Below are 19964 nucleotides of genomic sequence, written 5' to 3'. Positions count from 1 at the left end.
ACGTTGGACGGAATTGTTTGAAAACGAAATCATGGTTGCAGCCTTAATTGACAGAGTAACGTTCCGATCGCACGTATTGAATATGAATGTGAAGGATTCCTATCGATTAGAACAGACACTAGCAAGAGCAACTTAAGTGATGGAACCTTGCCGTGCGCGCCTGTAAAATCTCCATTCGGGCTACGCCCTCCTTCCGATTTTACAGGCGCATATCTATACCAATAAGTGGCTCAATATTCTTCCAGCGTTTTCACCAACATGGCTCACTATTTTACTGGCGTTAGTGGATCAACTTTTTTCTGGCGAGTGGCTCACTATTTTCTTGACATTCGCACTTGAGTCAAAGGCAACTGGGGTTGGGGGTATTGTTGTAGCTGCCCGAAGCCTTGAGGTGGATACCCTGGTGTGGTGTAGCCTTGACCACCCGCATTTTGTGGTCCGGCTCCTAAACCAAGATTCCCTCCAAAATTTCCTTGATATCTAGGCATTCCTCCCCCCAGACCGCTTCCGGGACCATTCATATTCATGTTGCGGCTATATCCTGGTGGTATCGGAAAACTGCCTTGCCCTCCCATCGTGGACGGAACTCTCTGACTCTGATTCAACATCCAAGTGGGAGCGCTCTCGCTAAATTGCCCCGGAGCAGGCGTTGGTTGAAAGAACTGATTCTGTTGGGGCATTGTTTGTTGATTCCAAAACATATTCATTCTATCTAAAGGCATAAGGTCACTCTCCATATCTCTGTTAAAATAGGTAATATATGGTAAGTTATTCGGAGCTATACCATTTCGCTACCCGAAAAAGTTGTCTTATATTATACTTTTTTTGAAAAGAGGTAGTCCTCCAAAATTCGCTAAGTGCAATGGGTGTAAATCGAATAATTTATTCATAAACTGCAAGCATTGTGTAATAAGAGCTTGTGCCATCAATCCTAAGGTAGAACACTGTAACGAATGCAATCAATATCCTTAATGGTATTGTAACTGAATTTAATTCATAATACCTTGCAGAAAAAACCATATGACCATGATGTAGAAATAGAGGGTGGTAATTTAAACGTGATCCGTTATTATGATAAATAGTAATCCCTTAATCTTCTTGGCCCTGCCAGTACCTCTCTGCCAATGAACAATGTACCGTCATCCTTTGTTTTGACATTCCATTTAACAAGTGCAATAAAACCATCAGCAATTTCAATTGCCGTTATACTACGTGGATGGACACTGCTTCCATCATTAAAATATAGAGGATTACCGATATCTGGGAACATAGGCTTATGAGTATGACCGGCAATAAGCATATGTTTTTCCTGTATTACCCACTCTGTAAGTTTATTTTCAACTGCATCTTTCATATGATAGTTTTTGGCTGTACTTGTTGGATCATTTACACCGAATAGCTCCAGGGGTCTCCATAAATATCTAACCAGGAATCTGGACAACCTCCACATTTCATAATCCATGAAACTTGCTTGATGCCCATGGATCAAGAGAATCTTTTGATCCGTCATTGAATGCCTTAAAACCAGGCCCTCATGAACCTTAATATTTTCGAATAAGGGATAGTACTTTTTGTCTCTTTCATCAAAGTATTGATATAAATTGTTTTTGACAAATTTATCATTTTTTTTGCACATGTCATGGTTCCCGAAAATTAAAAATAGCCTGCCCTCATTGAAGAATTTAGAAAGAAGCCAAAATGCATCACTATGTACGTAGATAATGTCAGAAGCTTTTTTATTCTTCCAAAGTTCATCACCATCACCAATCTCAATATAAGTATAATTTTCATTATAGTAATGGGTTAAGGCAGCGAAATATAGATTTTGGTTCTTTGAAAAATCATCTGCCCAGCTTCCATCACCCCTATGGATGTCGCTCATTAACACAATCCTAGAGGTGTCGTCAAAGGAAATTTCGTCTGCTGATTCAAAGACTTTAGAAATACGTTTTAACTTATTCATATATAAACCCCCACGAAATAGATGAGTTTTGAGATAAGGAAATCTTTGAGTAAAAATTACACAAGCATGATCTATTTCCGGCTTTGTTTAACTTAATATATTGTAGTAAGTTAAAAAAGGTGCTTTATTTGAGGGTTAGAATCTCATTCCACGAGAGCGACGTCTTATCCCTAAGGAGCATATTGATCATTAAAATTATCTTCGATTTTGTTTATGACGAGTCAGTCTTTGTAAGGCATTATGAAGACTCTTTAATTTGTCTCACTCGAAAAAAAGACAGTCTAAACTGTCTTTTTAATACCGTTGAATATTTAAATTAAGTAACAAGAGGAATACAGGTATTTGTTCCTGAGACAATAGAAAATATCTTTGGTCTAAAATATCTTTCCTGACTCATCACTGTCATTATTAGTATCGGTATCAATATCAGTTTCGATATCAGTACCAGTACCACTATTAGCATCAATTTCACGATAAATATCACTATTATTGTCACTATCTTTGTCACTAACAAATTCTTCTATTGCATAAACAGGAACGGTCTTTGTCAAAGCACCCTGCTGAATCTCAGAGACCAATGTTTTCAGGTTACTAACCAATTGTTTTCCTTTGTTAATCCAGCTCTTACCATTATTAACCGTCAGTTGGGTTTTTTCCTCAACATTTTGCCAAACACTCTGCGCTTTGTCTTTAATATCTACAGCTTTGTCTCCGATTGCATGGGCCTGTTCGACTAGATCTTGGCGCATTTCTAGTCCGCTTTTTGGAGCAAACAATAGGCCCATCACTGCTCCTGCTAGACTTCCAAACATGGCTGCCTTAATTACCGTACTCTTTTTGTTCACCTTATTATTTCCCACTTCTTATCCGCTCCTTTTAACGCCATGAAATTACAAATGTAACCTCTATCCTGTATATCTAGAAGTCTAGTTTGATGTGCAATCGTTGCTATCATGGTCGTAAGTTTACAAGTCTTATTTATTATATGCTCTCCCATATAAAATGCTTCTGGTTTCAATGGTTCAATTCTTAATTTAATGTTGCAGAGAAAGACTAACAAGGACATGAACACTACACCATAAGAAGACATAAGATGAAGTTAGAATATTACTTAACTTGTTGCCCGGATATAGGAGGCTGACAATGTTAAACAATAATATCATCAGGTCAGATAACAGGAAGGGACACCAATTTCCATTTACAAGTGTTGTGATACTGCAAAAGGATTCGACCGGGATTGTTCATGCTTGTCCGGTTTCAAAAGCGAACATAATTGGAAGTCGTACATATTCGGTTAAAAGCACAACAAAACGACTTTCTTCCAGTAGTGTAGTTGTCAGCAGAGTTTACCGAAAAATACCTCCCTCAGCGATTAGTTTGTCAATCAAGCCGAAGTATTGGCAAGGAACTTTAAAAGTTCAATGTGTTTCAAAACCATCAAATCCTGTGCTATTGACTAGTGCCACTTCGGTCAAGAGACTTATCCAGGTGCTCTGTATCCTTTTAACAGCAGGTGGTATTTTGTTAATTACCAAACCTAAAAAGCTGATAACTTTAGCTAATAGTTTAAGGGCATATTTATTACGGCCATGTAGGTTTCACAAAAAATAACCTGCTATTTTGCAGAATAGTGCTCCAATCATAAAAAAGTAGGCTGACTGTAACTCATAAAAGGTTAACAGTCAGCCTGCTTTTTTAAGCTGTCAAGCAATGTATTAGAGGAATTTAGCATCTGGTGAGGAAACTTATAATATGGTTTGTTTAGATCAAGCGTACAGAAGATACCAATTTAAATAATTGAACGAATGAATGGAAAGAATTCAAGGATGAATGATGTATTTAGGGAGGTAGAAAAATGATAGTAAGTCATAACCGGGACGTTTTAGGAACCCCTATAAACAATGATCAAATAAAAAATGCCGTCAAGAAAGTACTTATTTCTCCTGATCAAGGGTGGGAAGGCTATGTTATGCGCGAATTTGAGCTGGGTCAGGGAGGTTATACTCCTCGTCATACTCACCCTTGGCCACATATAAATTACATTCTCGAAGGTACGGGGTCTTTGTATTTGGATGGACAAGATTATGCGTTAGAAGCTGGGTCGTTTGCTTTTGTACCTAGCAATGAGTTACATCAGTTTACAAATACAGGCGATGGCAGATTTGCTTTCATCTGTATTGTTCCTGAAGAAGGAGATAAGTAGTCTTATAGGAACCAAAGGAAAAGAATATTACGAAGGCCCTTAGGAGTCACGTCGCCTTTTCGCCATGTTTCGCCGCAAATCTAGAATATAGTATTGGCAGAGACAAACATTTTGCGATGACAATTAGAAAATATACGGTAATTACTTATTGTTTAGAACTTATTTTGTGTCGGTGGCAGGTTCAATAATATCCGATAAAAAGGGGAATAAAGAGTGAGTAACCGTGAGATTGCAAGCCTAGCTTGTAAGATTCTTAGTATTTACATGATTATTCAAGGGATTAACGTATCAACCAATGTTCTTTCTTTTGCTGTTGCAATGTCCCATCAAATAACTCGTGAAAATTTGCTGAATATCAGTTATCCGTTAATGTATATTCTCTTCGGAGTTTTACTGTGGCTTCTATCGAGTAAGTTATCGGTAGTTATTGTAAAGAAGGAAACTCATTTTAACGAGGGGACAAGGATAAGTGCTAATGATATTCAAAGAATTGCATTTTCAGTTCTCGGTCTATTTTTTCCAGGTAATTCATTGCCTAGGCTGGTTTCAGTAATCCCCAGTTTTTCCCGGATTATAGGCACTCTTTTTTTGTTCAACAATAAACAACTATTTAAGAACAGTGCTTAAACTTAAGAAGGGGATGGAGATGTGAAAAACAAAGAGCGTATATTATGGATAAGTTCAATGGTGATAATCTTAGCCGTCTCTTTAATCATTATTTTTCAATACCAAATAAAGTTAAGCAACGCTGAGGAAAAGAAGACTAGTTTATTTAACGACAATAGTCAACTACAGCAAGAAAATGAAGATTGTGCCACTCAAGCTTCTGGATTGAGGAGCGAACTTGAGAAATTAGAATTAGGTAATTATGACCAAACTTCAATGCTTAAATTACAGGCTAAAGGATATACAGGTCAACTGAAAGATATTGTTGCAGACCTCAAGATGCATAGCGAGTTGATTCCCTATGAGGGTATTCTGGGTGGCACCATGGGTTTTTATCATAATGAAGACATACATGTTCTTACGGATAGGTGGGTATTCGCTTATTTTGATGATGGACATATTTCCGGATACATGCTGTTAAGTTACGATATAAATAATGGAACTATCTCATGGAAAGTAATTGATTCACACCTCGATGTTTAAGGGTACAGAAGTCTAATAGAACAAGAAGCACCTCGCTTGCATTTATTTGACGAACGCGTCTTTAACTCGGTGACAGGGCTTAGCAGATAAATTTATTTTATTTGTAATACAAATGTGACACGCGACATAATTATATTGCAGGGCAAAAAAAAGATAAGGAAGTGTCCTTATCGGTGCGAGCAAGGCAACCTTATCGGCCGGTGAGAAGTAGCTCGGTTTGGCGCTGGCTACTTTTTACCACTGAGGAGATAGTTCACCTCACAATAACTTTTATCACCTCCACGATTAAAACTAGTAAACTAACTAATAATGAGCAGGATCCGATCGCAATCATTAACGTCTCATATGTTTTCATGATCCAACTTCCTCCCTTCAGAGAGAAATTGGTTGCATGCCCGCAAATATGATAATTATGTCTATTACAAATATATATGCAGTAATGATGCCTTTAATCACGTTTCACAAAAATAAAGTCGTCCGTAAAGCGACTTTATTTTTGTTTGATTATTCTAAAAATAATTTCAACAACACTCAGTTGAAAGATGTTCCCCAGATCCCTTTTTCAAAAGGAAAGTTAAAGGAAATTTGCTTACGATAATGGAAAAAAATGTTCCCTCATCACCTGGAAGTGTTGAGGGAACGCCGTCTATTAGCGGGTGAAACCATACACATGATCTTAAGTAGAAAAGGTTGTTATAAGCCACAAACAATCTAAGTTATGGCGATTCAATAATTTCACATATTATACTGCGAAAATGGGATTGAAATAATCAACTAGCTTAAAAGCCAGCTTCAAAGCTGGCTTTTTGCGGTGTATTCTTTAACATCTTACAAAGAGAAGGCGAGAATAGAAACAGACAAGATATTCTCACTTTGACTATACTTAAAGACGTTATTGTTGTATAATAAAAAATAGACATAAAAAACCATAATATAATTTATTTATCTCACTGATATCATATCACAAATTCTAAATGATGTCAAATGGGTTTTTAAGATTCTGAGTTTAGGAGTGTGATCCAATGGACAGTTATAAAGAAAGTCATCAAGAGGAAATTGAGTATCTTAGTAACACAATAGCCTTTATTAACGAAGAAATGGAAAAGGAAAAGATTGATTTATTAGAGAAAAAGAGTGATTTGATTGCAGCTAGAAAGGATATGTATGAAAACACTGTTCATATTTCGAGCGACTTTGAGAGTCTTGTTGATATGAACCTATATCATTCGCAGATTAATAATCAAATCTCAAATTACAATATAAATTTACAGCGTATTAAGAAACTCAATAAAATGATAAGCTCTCCTTACTTTGGACGGTTTGACTTTATAGAAAAGGGTTCTAGTGAAAAAGAAAAAATCTACATCGGACTTTACAATTTAATGGATAGGAACACAGGTCAAGTATACGTTTATGATTGGCGTGCGCCTATTTCAAGCATATTTTACAGGTATGAACTGGGCGAAGCAATGTATGACACTCCGCTGGGGATTAGTCGGGGAGATGTTTCGTTGAAAAGGCAGTATCAAATTCGAAATTCTAAGCTAAAATATTTTTTTGATTGTAGTGTCAGGATTACCGACGAAATCCTGCAGGAAGTATTAAGTCATAATACTTCCGCCAAAATGAAAAATATTATTGAAACTATTCAGAAGGAACAAGATGTAATTATCAGGGATAGGGAGCATGAGCTTTTAATCGTACAAGGTGTAGCCGGGAGTGGCAAAACATCGATTGCCCTGCATAGGATTGCCTTCCTCCTTTATGAAGGTCTTAATTCCAATCTGCAATCTAATAATGTCATCATAATTTCCCCTAACGCCGTTTTTAGTCACTATATTTCAAGTGTTCTCCCCGAGCTTGGAGAGGAGAACGTGAGGCAAAGCATTTTCGACGATCTAGTACTAGATGCTTTTAAAGGCAGGTTTGGTGAAGAAACTAGGGATATGCAGCTTGAAACATTGATATATTCCCGAACGAAGACCTTAGGAGACCAAAGGCGGCAAAGCATCGATTTCAAAGGTTCGAGGATCTTTAAGCAAATTCTTGATAGACTATTATGGCATTATGGGCATCGTCTCATTGTCTTTGAGGATGTATATTATAACGGAACGATTATTGCGACAAGGCAACAGCTAAAGAACCGTTTTTTACACAATGAAATTGGTATTCCGATGGCAAAACAGCTCAAAATAATCGAAAAGACACTCTTGGAAAAGGTCCACCCCTTACAGAGAAATAGACTCAAACGCTTGGAAAAGATTGTTGAAAAAAGTGAAGGGCATGAATTTGAGATAAAGTCATTCAGCCGATTATTAGCTATTAAACAAGCCAAGGCATTTAGGGAACGAATCCAAAGATTTACGAACGTTGATTATAGGCAGTTGTATGAGGTGCTTTTCAATAACCATGGGCTTTTAGTTAAGCTGTCACAAGGTCTAGAACTTCCAGAGAATATTGAAGAAATTGTCACAGCAACCCAACAATACCTTCGTAAGGGACAAGTGCACTATGAGGATTATGCTCCACTTCTTTATCTTAAGTTAAAAATCGAAGGAAATGATTTGTTTTCCGAGATCAAACATGTGGTCATTGATGAAGCTCAGGACTATTCCCCCCTACAATATGAGGTTTTTAAGCTTTTGTACAAAAACGCGACTTATACGGTATTGGGAGACATTCAGCAGACGATTGAAAAGGCGATAGATCGTTCGCTATATGATGATATTTCTGAGATACTCGATAAACGTAAGACGGTTAAGCTGTCATTAGATAAAGGGTATAGATCAACTCGTGAAATCAACACCTTCACTCAGAAGCTTCTGGATGAAGGTGCCAAACAAAATTATTGTTCTATTGAACGGCATGGTGAAGAACCTTTAGTTCTCCATCAAGAAACATCTGAGTCGATGGATGAGGCTATCATCGGGGATATTGCTAATTATACAGAGCTAGGGTATGAATCCATAGCCGTAATATGTAAAACTCAAGATCAAGCAGAAAAGGTGTATTGTCGGCTGAAAGAGTCAGTGCAAATTACCCTCATTAAACCACGGGGTGGAGAAGTAATAAAAGGTGCATTGGTCATTCCATCTTATATGGCGAAGGGATTAGAATTTGATGTTGTGATTGTTTACGATGCTAATAAGGAGAACTATTCGAGTGATTTTGATAGAAAATTGCTGTACATTGCCTGTACGCGAGCGCTCCATCGACTCGTTATTTATTATAAAGGAGATAGAAGTCTGTTGATTTAATAATCAATTTTGAAAAACGAGGTTCTTAAAACAAGACCTCGTTTTTTTTACACCTTTTCATATTACCAATAGGCGATATTACGAGCTATATAGTACAATAGAAGGTGAAACAATAACTGAGAGAACACTAGACGGGGTATGATTAAGCTTAACGATCGATTAGAAATGGGAGTAGTGAAGAATGTATGACAATTTAGAAGAATGTATTCTTGATTTAGAAAAGGCTGGTCAATTGGTTCGGATTCGTGAAGAAGTCGACCCATATCTTGAAATGGCAGCAATACACCTGAGAGTCAATGCTGCTGGTGGCCCTGCACTGTTATTTGAAAATGTAAAAGGCTCGAAGTTCCGAGCAGTATCTAATTTGTTCGGTAACTTAGAGAGAAGTAAGTTTATTTTTCGGAATACATTAGGGGCGACACAGGACGTGATCGCGTTGCGCAATGATCCAATGAAGGCGTTGAAAAATCCCTTTAAACATTTCAGTTCAGGATTGGCGGCTTCCAAGGCACTGCCTTTGAAAAAAGCAAATAACACTTTGTCTGGGTTCAAGGAAATACAAGTTTCTGATCTGCCGCTTATTCACCATTGGCCAGATGATGGCGGTGCGTTTATAACTTTGCCTCAAGTTTATACAGAAGATCCGGAAAAGCCTGGGATTATGAACAGCAATTTAGGTATGTACCGTGTTCAGCTTAGCGGTAACGAGTATGAAATAAATAAGGAAGTTGGTTTACACTATCAAATCCACCGCGGAATCGGTATTCACCAAGAAAAGGCAAAAAAGCTTGGTGTTCCGTTAAAAGTCAGTATATTTATCGGAGGTCCTCCTGCTCATACCCTAGCAGCAGTTATGCCATTACCAGAGGGTCTAAGTGAGATGACGTTTGCCGGTTTGATTGCCGGACGTCGTTTTCGTTACAGCTATATTGATGGTTATTGCATTAGCCTTGATGCTGATTTTGTAATTACCGGCGAAGTTCATCCGGGTGAAACAAAGCCAGAAGGGCCTTTTGGTGATCATTTAGGCTATTATAGTCTTATTCACCATTTTCCTTTCCTGAGGGTACATAAAGTATTTGCCAAGCCCAACGCGATCTGGCCGTTTACAGTTGTTGGTCGTCCACCTCAAGAAGATACTGCTTTCGGCGATCTCATCCATGGGTTAACGGGCCATGCAATTAAACAAGAAATTCCTGGAGTGAAAGAAGTTCATGCTGTAGATGCTGCAGGAGTTCATCCTTTACTATTTGCGATCGGAAGCGAACGCTATACGCCGTATCAAATCGTCAAACAACCGACTGAACTTCTCACTATCGCTAACCGCATTTTAGGAACAGGGCATGTAAGTCTAGCTAAATATTTATTTATTACGGCCGAAGAGCATCAACCTTTAGATACCCATCGAGAAGTAGAATTCTTAACATATATACTCGAACGAATTGATCTGCATCGTGACATTCATTTCCAAACTAATACAACAATCGATACCCTTGACTATTCGGGAACAGGTTTAAACTCAGGCAGCAAGGTGGTTATCGCCGCCTATGGTGATCAAAAAAGAGATGTGTGCAGAGCAGTCCCGGAACAGTTGAAGGATTTACGAGACTTTAAAAATCCATGTTTAGTGATGCCGGGGATTGTTGCGATCGAAGGACCGGAGTTTGTAAACTATCCGCAAGCACAAAAGGAATTAGACGAGTTAAGCTTGGCTATACAGACAAAAGGTGAAATGCCGACTTGTCCAATGATTATCCTTTGTGATGACAGTTCATTCATCAGCGGCTCTCTGAATAACTTTTTTTGGGCGACATTTACGCGGAGTAATCCTTCCCATGATATCTATGGGGTTAATAGTTACACTGAAAACAAGCACTGGGCCTGTGACAATATGATCATTGATGCCCGCAAAAAGCCGCACCATGCACCGCCCTTAATTCCTGATCCGGAAGTAGAAAAGAACATCGAAGGTTTATTTCTAAAGGGAGCTAGTCTGAGCGAAGTAAAAGCAGACTGATTCAAGCATATATTTTTAAAGACTACAGTAGAAATGAAATACCTTTAATAAATAGTCATAGCTCAAAGACAAAGAGAAAGCGACGTGAGAGGTAATCCTCTCACGTTGTTTTCTGATCGGTACTATACTTCCACATGCTTCTTAAGAAGGTACACGGAAAAAACGAATAATAGTGATGAGAGTGCGAGAGAGATAAGAAAGGTTGTGACGAAATCACTCCCATTTATGCTAAAGCAAAAGCCTTGACCAGAGTGTGAGACAAAGGAACCCTTCTGTGAAGAAAGACCAAGGGCTTCAGCCACATAAAGGTTGGTCATTAGGCCAAACATAAACCAAATTATTAGAGAGCCAGGTATCCAATATGACCTTGTAAGGATAACCATCAAGGCACCTAGAGTAATTGAGAAGGGGCTTATAATGAGTAACCAACTTAGATCTCTTGCACAAGCCTGAAGCAAGTCTAGCAGTTGCATTTTAGGTGTAAAAACAGGCAACGTTAAATTATAAATTGACGCTATTATCATTATTGAAGCAAAGAAGATACCATACATTTTTAAAACGTGCCAGAAACTGGCAACCCATTTGGCACTAAGAAGTAAACTTCTTGAATAAGGAAGCGCCAGCCACCACCCTGTGGTCCCTTCTTGCCATTCTTTATTGACAACTAAGATGGCGCACCCAAATGGAGTTAAAATTAGCAAACACCTAATAATCAAATTAATGTCAATGTATCCCTTGGAAAAGGTTAAGGCAGCATTTATTAAGACTACTGCAAAAACTGCATAAACTTTACTTAAAAGAGATTGATGACGACGATATTCTTTTTTGAGTTTAGAATCATTTCTAACCAAAGCCAAAAATGCTTTCATCGAAATAACCCCCTGTAAATGGATTCGATAGATCCCTTTTCTTGACGCAGGGCTTCCGCATTTCCTTCTAAAACAAGTTGTCCCTTGTTCAGAAATACAACATGTTCAAACAAGCTTTCTGCCTCGTGTATTTCATGGGAGCTGATCAATATAGTCTGTGGTTGATCCAGCATAGAATTGATGAGCAGTTGAATAATGGTTTCACGGGACAATAGATCAATCCCGGAAAATGGTTCATCAAGGAGCACAAGTTTGACTCTCCGTGCCAGGCAAAGAATGATATGTAAGCGGGCCTCATGACCTTCTGATAAGGTGGATACCAGTACGTCCAAATCGAGACTCATGAGGTTGGCCATTTCAAGAGCGCGTGGCAGGTCAAAGCCTGGTAAAATATTGAGAGCATAGTTTAAGGCTTGTTTAATCGTATGGGATTTGTACCATTTTGCACGATCGGGGAGGTAGGCGATCTCTGCGTTTAACTTCCAGTGAGCAGGCTGATCAAAAATCCCGATACTTCCCTGTTGTGGTTTGACAAGCCCAACGATGGCTTTTAAAAGCGTCGACTTTCCCGCGCCGTTAGGACCAATAAGTCCTGTTATTTGGCCTGCTGGAAAAGATGCGGTTAAGTCATCGAGGGCGATCTTGGAACCATAGGATTTGCTTAGGTGTTTAATTTCAAGGGCACTACTCATGCCAAGCAACCTCCTTTAGTAAGGATTCTGTTGTTGATCGGTCGATCCCCAGATTTTTCATTGACGAGACAAAGGCAATCACTGCCTCACGTGCCAAGGCCTTTTTTACTAGTTCGACAGTTTCAGAATCAGAGGTGATAAAGGTTCCCTGACCTCGGCGAGTTTCTGTTAAGTGGTAACGATCGAGTTCTTGATAGGCTCGCATTACGGTGTTGGGGTTAAGTTTTAATTGGTGTGCAAGATCGCGCACGGAAGGCAACTTTGTTCCTAATAGAACGTCTCCTCTAGCTATAGTCTGGCGTATATGCTGCAGGACTTGCTCATATAAAGGTTTTGACAAATCCAATCGAAACTTAAAATCACCAACTTGTATGCTGTCCACTAACGGTCCCCCTCTAGATGATCTCTTTGTATTAAGTGTATTATATCAAATGTAACACTTAAGTTGAAGATTAAACACTGTATAATTATCCTAAATTGCCACCCAGGTGGTATACTAGATATGTCTAATAATGTGGTAAAATCACCTTTCACTATTACCCGGGTTCTAGTAGATATAGAACTAAGACTCCCCTTGTTTTACTGTCTGAGGAGGAGATGCTTGCGGATTTAAGGGAAGAATTTAAGAAATTATCTCTGGACACATCGTCCGGTGAAACAAAATTCCCTGCCGTTTCTTCTCCATATAATGGTGTCCGATCAGTTGAATATGCCAAGACCCATCTTGCGTCACCCAATCCTGCCTTCTATGATATTGGAGACTGGATAGGCAACTGCGCCAACTTCACCTCTCAATGCCTATGGTACGGGTTTGGAGATGATAACCGGGTTTAATGTTGCAGGACGAGAGAACATGAGCTCTCAGTGGTACGCAGGGCCAGGAGGCGGCTCTCCTGAGTGGGAAAATGTCGAAGCATTTTGGGATTATGCTACAAAACCTAGAGATCCTCAACAATCAGGGGTGCATGGTGAGATTGTAGAAACAATTTTTGGGCTGGATATTGGTGGGATTGTTCAAACCCGTTCAGGACGCTTCGATAACACAGATGAGCGGTATAGTCATAACCTGTTGCTGGTTGAAAAATCCACTCTGCTTTTGGCCCAGAATACACCCGATTGCTTTGTATATTATTCTGATTTAGCGGATGTAGATAACCGCTTTTTCAATCCCCGGTATTTAATTGAATAGGGGGTTGCTTAATAAAATTCCCAGTACTTTCCGTTTTGAGGAGCGTATTACAATGAAGAAGATATTAGTTGTTGTAGATTATCAAAAGGACTTTGTGAGTGGCAGCTTAGGCTTTGAAAAAGCCATTTCATTAGAAACAAGAATTCGTCATAAAATCAAGCAGTACAAACAAAACGGCGATGAAGTAGTTTTTACGTTTGATACTCATAATGACAATTACCTGCAGACACAGGAAGGAAAAAATCTACCCATTCTACATTGCGTTAGGAACACTGAGGGGTGGAATTTGTACGGTAAAGTTGCCGAGCTCTGTGATAAGACGTCCAAGAGGTTTGAAAAAATAACCTTTGGGTCATTAGAACTGGCGACTTACCTTACAAATAATGAATATGATTGTGTTGAATTGATTGGTGTCGTGTCCAATATTTGTGTGATATCCAATGCCATAATCGCTAAAGCAGCCTTACCGGAAGCTAAAATAATAGTTGATGCCTCTTGCACTGCCAGCAATGACGAGAGCCTGAATCAAAAGGCTTTAGATGTAATGCAAGGAATGCAAATAGAAATAATCAACAGATAAAGCTCCTTTTATGAAACCCAAATAATATTTTTTAATTACAAGATCAAGCAATGGACGCACTCAAAAATGAGTGCGTTTTTGATATGCACAATAAAGTCCATACAATACTATTTTTTGAGATTATATTGTCAATCGAAATATAATAAAATGGTTGACAATATAAAGGCGGAATATTTATTATTAGTTATACTATCAAACGGAGATGCATTATCTCAAAAAAATTTTATCTAGAAATCAGGTAAAGCACATAAAACTCTGTAGTTTGAAAATGAAAGCAAGCTCTATCAAGAATGAACGTAAAAAAAATATTTGGGGGCAGAGAAAATTACGAATACTAATACGAATTTTAAATGGAATTTCATAGAGAATACCTTAGAAAATTTAAAAGAAACTAATTTGTACCGAGGTATGAATGAACTGAATTCAGCCCAAAGTGCTCATGTAAACTTTCAGGGTAAAGACCTACTTATGCTGGCTTCGAATAGTTATTTGGATATGTCGAATGATCCGCAGGTGAAAATCTATACAAAGAATATTATAGATGAATATGGTGTTGGTTCAGGTGGCTCGCGATTAACGACGGGTACAACATCTATACATAAACAACTGGAAAGTTTACTGGCAAAATTTAAAGGCACAGAGGCCGCTCTAGTTTACAATACTGGATATATGGCAAATGTAGGAGTTATCTCGACACTTTGTTCAAAGGATGCCATTATTTTCAGTGATGAGTTGAACCATGCCAGTATTATTGATGGGTGCCGATTAAGTCAGGCAAAAATTGTAGTTTATCGTCATAATGATATGAATGACTTAGAAGATAAGATAATAGCCAATCCATGTTCCAGAGGATTGATCGTAAGCGATGCTGTATTTAGCATGGACGGAGATATAGTGAATTTATCACGGGTAGTAGAAATAGCAGAGAAATATGAGCTGTTTTCAATGATTGATGAAGCACATGCAACGGGAGTAATCGGTGAAAGAGGTCTTGGGACAGTGGAGCATTATCATATGGATAAAAAGCCTGATATTACAATGGGAACTTTAAGTAAGGCAATTGGAAGCGAAGGTGGATTCGTATGTGGGAAAGAAATTTTGATTGAATATTTGAAGAATAAATCACGCAGTTTTATTTTCTCAACATCCTTGTCTCCTGCTGTTATGGCATCGTCAATAAAAGCGATTGAATTAATACTGAATGAGCCTCAAAGGGTACAAGCATTGCAGGGGAATATCCAATATTTTTGCCAATGTTTAAGAGAATCGGGAATTGAGGCAGATTCGAAAAGTTCCATAATTCCTATTGTTATTGGTAATGAGAAAAAAGTAATGGAGATATCGAAGGAATTATTTGAACAGGGTTATTATATTTCCGCTATAAGATATCCTACCGTTAAGAAAGGAAGTGCAAGACTTCGAGTAACATTGATGTCAACTCATACCAAGGAAGAACTAAAGCGTACCGCCCAGACAATTGGGAATATTGTTAACAAGTATAAAGGGGTGACAAATGAACTGTATTCAACAATATAAAGAAAAGGTAATCAATGGAGCCTTGATATCAAAAGAAGAAGCCTTGATCATTGCAGATGCTCCTTTGGAAGAAATTTGTACGGCCGCAAATGAAATAAGAGAACACTTTTGTGGAAACAACTTTGATATTTGTGCCATCATTAATGGGAAGAGTGGAAAGTGTTCCGAAAACTGTAAATACTGTGCCCAATCATCGTTCTATAGTTCCAAGACAGAAGAATATTCACTGTTAAATACAGAAGCAATTGTGGAGCAGGCAAAGTACAATGACGAAAAGGGGGTACTTCGTTATTCCATAGTTACTTCCGGAAGGAAACTGAACGAGCAGGAAGTAAACAAGGTGTGTGAAAGCATAAGTGCTATAAAAAACGAAACAGGGATTTCTGTGTGTGCCTCCTTTGGACTTTTGGAGGAAAAACAGTTTATTAAATTAAAAGCGGCTGGTGTAAGCAGAGTTCATAACAACTTGGAAACATCCAGAAGAAACTTTCCAAATGTTTGTACTACCCACTCATTTGATGAGAAGATCGAGACCATAAAGGCTGCTCAAAGGGCAGGACTTAATGTCTGCAGTGGAGGTATTATGGGACTTGGGGAGACCATGGAAGACAGAATTGACATGGTTCTTACCATTAGGGAATTAGGTATCCGTTCGATTCCCGTGAATATGCTGAATCCTATTCCAGGAACGGCTTATGAAAATAATAAGAAACTTACGAATGAGGATATGTGTAGAATTGTAGCGGTATTCCGCTTCTTGGTACCGAGTGGATCCATTCGTCTTGCCGGCGGCAGAGGATTATTACCGGATAAGGGAGTAAAATGCTTCAAGTCAGGAGCAAATGCAGCTATTTCAGGAGATATGCTTACCACATCCGGAATTTCTATTGAAAAAGATATGGGACTATTAGAGCAATTAGGATACAAGGCTGTGTTGTGGAATGAGTAAGGGGATTTTTATTACAGCAACGGGAACAAATGTTGGAAAAACGTTTGTTACTGGATTAATGGTGAAAAAGTTACGTGAAGCAGGACACAATGCAGGATACTATAAAGTTGCATTAAGCGGGGCAGAAGTGACAGAACACGGCTTAATTCCGGGAGATGCAGACTCTGTTAATCGGGTAGCAGCTATTGGAGAAACGATGGAAAATCTTGTGACATACGTTTATAAAAATCCGTTTTCTCCACATTTGGCTGCCATAATAGAAGGCAATCCTGTGGAAATGGATATTGTTAAGGCCGCATATAAGAAAGCAGCAACCAACTATGACTATCTTACCGTGGAAGGCAGCGGAGGAATCGTCTGTCCTATTCGTTATGATGATACCAAGATTATGTTAGAGGATATTATTAAGGAATTGGGTTTAAGTACTTTGATTATTGCAGATGCAGGATTAGGGACTATTAATGCAACAGTTTTAACGGTTGAATATATGAGGCAGAAAAACATACCTATCAAAGGGATCATATTCAATCGTTATCATGAAGGCAGTGTTATGGAAGAAGATAATAAAATGATGGTAGAAATCATGACAGGGCTTTCTGTAATAGCTTTTGTAAAAGAGAATGATACCGAACTTAAGATAGATACAGACAAACTTGTTGCATTATACGAATAAAAACTTTGAAAATAGACAGTAAAGAAGGATATAAATGAATTTAGTAGAGAAGGATTTAAAGTATATCTGGCATCCCTGTTCACAGATGAAGGATTATGAAGAACTCAAGCCAATTATTATTGACTACGGAAAAGGAGTATATTTATACGATCATGAAGGTAAAGGGTACATCGATATCATAAGTTCCTGGTGGTGCAATCTTCTAGGACATTGTAATCCAAAGATTAATGAATCTATAAAGTTGCAATTGGATAAGTTAGAGCACGTTATCTTTGCAAACTTTTCTCATGAGCCGGCAATTACTCTTTGCGAACAGTTAATTAAGATTATCCCTAAAGGACTTAGTAAATTTAACTTTTCGGATAATGGTTCAGCAACTGTAGAATGCGCGTTAAAGATGAGTTTTCAATATCAGCATCAGACAGGACATGAAAAGAAAACCAAATTTATGTGTCTAACGGAAGGGTATCATGGAGAAACCGTAGGAGCGCTATCGGTAGGAAGCGTAGGTATGAGAATCTACCCTGCAATCTATTTAAAGAAACTTCGTGTATTATGTGATATGTATAATGTAATTTTAATTGCGGATGAAATCGCAACAGGGTTTGGTAGAACAGGAAAAATGTTTGCCTTTGATCATGCAGGGGTAAGCCCTGACATAATGTGTATTTCAAAAGGAATGACAGGCGGATATATGCCAATGGCTATTACTATCACGACAGATAAGATTTATGAGGCATTTTACGCAGATTATAATGAAGGAAAAGCATTCATGCACAGCCATACTTATAGTGGAAATCCTCTCGGATGTTCGGCAGCATTAGCTGTTCAGAAAATATTTAAAGAAGACCAGATATTAGAGAAAGCTGTAGTAAGAGCTGAATATCTTCACAATGCACTAAATGAAGCATTATTAGATCATCCGCATATAGGCGAAATTAGACATATCGGCTTAGTGAATGCTATGGAATTGGTAATCGATAAGAAGACTAAGGAAGCCTATGATTCTAAACTTAGAATAGGTTATCAGATTTACAAGAAAGCTTTAGAGAAAGGTCTCATCTTAAGACCACTCGGAAATGTGTTGTATTTTAATCCGCCATTGATTATCAATGAAGAAGAAATAGATAGAGCAGTAACTATTTGTGCAGAGTCAATTAAAGAAGTACTAGGCGATGATTTATGCTTGAGACAACGATCCCACACCAGCGCATTTTATTGAGAGTTAACACGCAAACTTGTTTCACTAATCTGAATCGTTTCTCCTCTTATGGAAGGATAAAAGAGCTAAATGTTGAATCTGTTAATAGTATAAAAGCTTATACTAAGCCGCAAACCTTGTAATATAAATTTCCGGACAAATATACCTTGAGAAGTAAGTGCAAGATTTTTTATCGTTTTTTAGGAGAACTTAGCAATTTTAATGCAGGATATTTGTAGATAGAAGTAGAATAATAGAAATTTACAGAGAAATGGCAATATTTATTGGCTCGGTAACGGCATATTTAAAAATTTAAGTAATAGCGAGAAAACCAGGAAATATTGAGGTGGTATTAAATAATGGAATCAATCTTTTTCGCAGCATTGACACCGGATATGGCGCAGGTAGCCAAGCAGGCGATGAGTGAGCTCAATTTGTCTTTTCCTATTGAAGTTGTAAGTTTTGATAAAGGACTAGAGGTGCTCAGAGCTAATTCACAGATGGATGTCATGATCAGTAGGGGTCTTATGGTTGACTTGTTAAGGAAAAATACTGACAAGCCAGTTGTGGGGCTTACTATGACTATCAGTGAGATGCTTGAAGCAGTGCAACGGCTGATAGCAGGTGGAGCTGTTAAAGTGGGTGTGGTGGCTCATAGGGGATTTCTGGAAATGGGCAATTCGGACTTTGTTGTAGGCGATGTGACGATACATGTGAGGCCATGGGACACGCTTGAAGACATACCAAAGATACTAGAACAGTTGAGTCAGATAGGGGTTAATGCCATCACGGGAGATAAAGGGGGGTACACGGCTGCCAAGGAGCAGCAGAGTTACATTGTGGACCTTCTGGAGTCGGGATTGTTAGCAGTGAAACGGGCTATAAACGAGGCGTTGAAAATAGCCCAAGCACAGGAACGAGAGCGTGAAAGGGAACGGGAGAAAACAAGCCGTTACGAGCAGGTGTTATCTGAACTCTATACAGAACTAGAAGAGTCGGCTTCTTTCGTAGAGGAACTAGCTGCATCCTCAGAAGAACTTGCCGCTTCAAGCCAGGAATCGTCCGATATTGCCCGGATAACCACTCAGGAAGTGAATGGCATCTCCGAGATATTAGACGTTATCCGGCGAGTGGCTCAGCAGACCAACTTATTGGGACTCAACGCCGCTATTGAGGCTGCTCGTGTAGGCGAACATGGACGAGGATTTTCAGTCGTGGCTGAGGAAGTACGCAAGCTGGCTGAGGAGAGCAACCGGTCAGCGAGAAATATTGATGATATGCTTAAAAGGTTTCGAGAGTCGGTCATTCACGTGCAGAAAAATGTTGAGCAGAGTAATGTGATAACCCAGGAGCAGGCGAAATCAACCCAAGTGTTGTCTCAGAAATTGGATAACCTTAGGGTGGTAGGAGAAAAGCTAACAACTATGTTCTAGAAATTTATAAATCAATAATTGACACAATTAAGTCCAGTAATAACACTGGGCTTTTTGCTTACAAAATCTTATTAGTGCCAAAAACAGTTTTTCTCGTTATACGGAAGGAGCCAGATTGAAATGAAGAGAGTAAATGCTTGATGCTGAAAAACACCAGATCCATTAAAGCCGTTCGCAACGGATAAAAGCCCGTTTGATGGAAGGGTATAATATATTAGCATAAGCAGACACTAAAAAAAGGTTGCCTTGTGTT

At 38.6% G+C, this 19964-nt stretch carries 21 protein-coding genes; 15 read left to right on the top strand and 6 right to left on the bottom strand.

Going from position 1 to position 19964, the window contains the following annotated elements; genetic code table 11:
• Positions 1 to 13 precede the first annotated feature (13 nt).
• Positions 14 to 136, top strand: a complete 123-nt coding sequence (locus BUB11_RS29155; RefSeq protein WP_282434046.1) for a hypothetical protein — start codon at positions 14 to 16, stop codon at positions 134 to 136.
• 178 nt (positions 137 to 314) lie between these two features.
• Here BUB11_RS29155 and BUB11_RS23830 read toward each other — a convergent pair whose 3' ends face one another.
• Positions 315 to 722 (bottom strand): hypothetical protein, encoded by a 408-nt coding sequence (locus tag BUB11_RS23830; protein WP_073032844.1) that lies wholly within the window; start codon positions 720 to 722, stop codon positions 315 to 317.
• An 82-nt stretch (positions 723 to 804) separates the two neighbouring features.
• Here BUB11_RS23830 and BUB11_RS29150 point away from each other — a divergent pair, with 82 nt between their 5' ends.
• Entirely contained in the window at positions 805 to 972 is a 168-nt protein-coding gene (locus BUB11_RS29150) for a DUF3795 domain-containing protein (RefSeq protein ID WP_427846332.1), read from the top strand.
• Between the two features lie 97 nt (positions 973 to 1069).
• Here the strand turns inward: BUB11_RS29150 and BUB11_RS23820 are convergent, their stop codons facing one another.
• Positions 1070 to 1963, bottom strand: coding sequence for a metallophosphoesterase (locus BUB11_RS23820; RefSeq protein WP_073032842.1), 894 nt, complete (start codon positions 1961 to 1963; stop codon positions 1070 to 1072).
• Positions 1964 to 2337: 374 nt separating this feature from the next.
• The gene (locus BUB11_RS26690) at positions 2338 to 2823 is read right to left on the bottom strand and encodes a YtxH domain-containing protein (RefSeq protein ID WP_143187705.1); all 486 of its coding nucleotides are present in this window, start codon (positions 2821 to 2823) and stop codon (positions 2338 to 2340) included.
• A 995-nt stretch (positions 2824 to 3818) separates the two neighbouring features.
• On the opposite strand from BUB11_RS26690, the gene BUB11_RS23800 reads away from it, so the two are divergent.
• The 5 genes from BUB11_RS23800 to BUB11_RS23775 all read left to right on the top strand — a co-directional run bounded on the left by BUB11_RS23800 (position 3819) and on the right by BUB11_RS23775 (position 10589).
• Entirely contained in the window at positions 3819 to 4166 is a 348-nt protein-coding gene (locus BUB11_RS23800) for a cupin domain-containing protein (RefSeq protein ID WP_073032837.1), read from the top strand.
• A 213-nt stretch (positions 4167 to 4379) separates the two neighbouring features.
• On the top strand, positions 4380 to 4793 hold the full coding sequence (locus BUB11_RS23795) for a hypothetical protein (protein WP_073032835.1): 414 nt from the start codon (positions 4380 to 4382) through the stop codon (positions 4791 to 4793).
• Between the two features lie 21 nt (positions 4794 to 4814).
• Positions 4815 to 5315, top strand: coding sequence for a hypothetical protein (locus BUB11_RS23790; RefSeq protein ID WP_242947728.1), 501 nt, complete (start codon positions 4815 to 4817; stop codon positions 5313 to 5315).
• Positions 5316 to 6337: 1022 nt separating this feature from the next.
• On the top strand, positions 6338 to 8572 hold the full coding sequence (locus BUB11_RS23780; RefSeq protein ID WP_073032831.1) for a HelD family protein: 2235 nt from the start codon (positions 6338 to 6340) through the stop codon (positions 8570 to 8572).
• A gap of 181 nt (positions 8573 to 8753) precedes the next feature.
• Positions 8754 to 10589: a UbiD family decarboxylase gene (locus BUB11_RS23775; protein ID WP_073032829.1), complete on the top strand. Its 1836-nt coding sequence runs from the start codon at positions 8754 to 8756 to the stop codon at positions 10587 to 10589.
• Positions 10590 to 10711: 122 nt separating this feature from the next.
• Here the strand turns inward: BUB11_RS23775 and BUB11_RS23770 are convergent, their stop codons facing one another.
• From BUB11_RS23770 to BUB11_RS23760, 3 genes are read right to left on the bottom strand one after another with little or no spacing between them, the layout of a single operon-like run.
• Positions 10712 to 11458, bottom strand: a complete 747-nt coding sequence (locus BUB11_RS23770; protein ID WP_073032828.1) for a hypothetical protein — start codon at positions 11456 to 11458, stop codon at positions 10712 to 10714.
• A complete protein-coding gene (locus tag BUB11_RS23765) occupies positions 11455 to 12150 on the bottom strand; it encodes an ABC transporter ATP-binding protein (protein ID WP_073032826.1) in 696 nt (231 codons plus the stop codon). Before BUB11_RS23765 ends, BUB11_RS23770 begins: the two co-directional genes overlap by 4 nt.
• Positions 12143 to 12532: a GntR family transcriptional regulator gene (locus BUB11_RS23760; RefSeq protein ID WP_073032824.1), complete on the bottom strand. Its 390-nt coding sequence runs from the start codon at positions 12530 to 12532 to the stop codon at positions 12143 to 12145. Before BUB11_RS23760 ends, BUB11_RS23765 begins: the two co-directional genes overlap by 8 nt.
• 215 nt (positions 12533 to 12747) lie before the next feature.
• Between BUB11_RS23760 and BUB11_RS23755 the strand changes: the two genes are divergently transcribed.
• The 8 genes from BUB11_RS23755 (at position 12748) to BUB11_RS23720 (ending at position 19711) form a co-directional block, all read left to right on the top strand.
• Entirely contained in the window at positions 12748 to 12984 is a 237-nt protein-coding gene (locus tag BUB11_RS23755; RefSeq protein WP_073032822.1) for an amidase domain-containing protein, read from the top strand.
• Complete coding sequence (locus tag BUB11_RS23750; RefSeq protein ID WP_207650053.1) at positions 12962 to 13339, top strand: amidase domain-containing protein; 378 nt, start codon at positions 12962 to 12964, stop codon at positions 13337 to 13339. Before BUB11_RS23755 ends, BUB11_RS23750 begins: the two co-directional genes overlap by 23 nt.
• Before the next feature lie 52 nt (positions 13340 to 13391).
• A complete protein-coding gene (locus BUB11_RS23745) occupies positions 13392 to 13919 on the top strand; it encodes a cysteine hydrolase family protein (RefSeq protein WP_073032818.1) in 528 nt (175 codons plus the stop codon).
• A gap of 309 nt (positions 13920 to 14228) precedes the next feature.
• Positions 14229 to 15455 (top strand): 8-amino-7-oxononanoate synthase, encoded by a 1227-nt coding sequence (gene bioF, locus BUB11_RS23740; protein ID WP_242947726.1) that lies wholly within the window; start codon positions 14229 to 14231, stop codon positions 15453 to 15455.
• A complete protein-coding gene (bioB, locus tag BUB11_RS23735; RefSeq protein ID WP_073032816.1) occupies positions 15433 to 16404 on the top strand; it encodes a biotin synthase BioB in 972 nt (323 codons plus the stop codon). Before bioF ends, bioB begins: the two co-directional genes overlap by 23 nt.
• Positions 16397 to 17077, top strand: a complete 681-nt coding sequence (bioD, locus tag BUB11_RS23730; RefSeq protein ID WP_073032814.1) for a dethiobiotin synthase — start codon at positions 16397 to 16399, stop codon at positions 17075 to 17077. Before bioB ends, bioD begins: the two co-directional genes overlap by 8 nt.
• Before the next feature lie 34 nt (positions 17078 to 17111).
• Positions 17112 to 18299, top strand: a complete 1188-nt coding sequence (locus BUB11_RS23725; protein ID WP_073032812.1) for an aminotransferase family protein — start codon at positions 17112 to 17114, stop codon at positions 18297 to 18299.
• A 338-nt stretch (positions 18300 to 18637) separates the two neighbouring features.
• The gene (locus BUB11_RS23720) at positions 18638 to 19711 is read left to right on the top strand and encodes a PrpR N-terminal domain-containing protein (protein ID WP_073032810.1); all 1074 of its coding nucleotides are present in this window, start codon (positions 18638 to 18640) and stop codon (positions 19709 to 19711) included.
• Positions 19712 to 19964: the final 253 nt, after the last annotated feature.

Source organism: Desulfosporosinus lacus DSM 15449, assembly GCF_900129935.1.
GTDB classification, from domain to species: domain Bacteria; phylum Bacillota; class Desulfitobacteriia; order Desulfitobacteriales; family Desulfitobacteriaceae; genus Desulfosporosinus; species Desulfosporosinus lacus.
The sequence above is the reverse complement of the archived record's forward strand: the minus strand, read 5'-3'. Positions and strand labels throughout refer to the sequence as shown.

Bases quoted from the DNA above. Each gene is read 5' to 3' on its own strand.
- BUB11_RS23830 (WP_073032844.1), bottom strand. From the start codon at position 722: ATGCCTTTAGATAGAATGAATATGTTTTGGAATCAACAAACAATGCCC.
- BUB11_RS23820 (WP_073032842.1), bottom strand. From the start codon at position 1,963: ATGAATAAGTTAAAACGTATTTCTAAAGTCTTTGAATCAGCAGACGAA.
- BUB11_RS23800 (WP_073032837.1), top strand. From the start codon at position 3,819: ATGATAGTAAGTCATAACCGGGACGTTTTAGGAACCCCTATAAACAAT.
- BUB11_RS23780 (WP_073032831.1), top strand. From the start codon at position 6,338: ATGGACAGTTATAAAGAAAGTCATCAAGAGGAAATTGAGTATCTTAGT.
- BUB11_RS23775 (WP_073032829.1), top strand. From the start codon at position 8,754: ATGTATGACAATTTAGAAGAATGTATTCTTGATTTAGAAAAGGCTGGT.
- BUB11_RS23770 (WP_073032828.1), bottom strand. From the start codon at position 11,458: ATGAAAGCATTTTTGGCTTTGGTTAGAAATGATTCTAAACTCAAAAAA.
- BUB11_RS23765 (WP_073032826.1), bottom strand. From the start codon at position 12,150: ATGAGTAGTGCCCTTGAAATTAAACACCTAAGCAAATCCTATGGTTCC.
- BUB11_RS23755 (WP_073032822.1), top strand. From the start codon at position 12,748: ATGCTTGCGGATTTAAGGGAAGAATTTAAGAAATTATCTCTGGACACA.
- BUB11_RS23745 (WP_073032818.1), top strand. From the start codon at position 13,392: ATGAAGAAGATATTAGTTGTTGTAGATTATCAAAAGGACTTTGTGAGT.
- bioB (WP_073032816.1), top strand. From the start codon at position 15,433: ATGAACTGTATTCAACAATATAAAGAAAAGGTAATCAATGGAGCCTTG.
- bioD (WP_073032814.1), top strand. From the start codon at position 16,397: ATGAGTAAGGGGATTTTTATTACAGCAACGGGAACAAATGTTGGAAAA.
- BUB11_RS23725 (WP_073032812.1), top strand. From the start codon at position 17,112: ATGAATTTAGTAGAGAAGGATTTAAAGTATATCTGGCATCCCTGTTCA.
- BUB11_RS23720 (WP_073032810.1), top strand. From the start codon at position 18,638: ATGGAATCAATCTTTTTCGCAGCATTGACACCGGATATGGCGCAGGTA.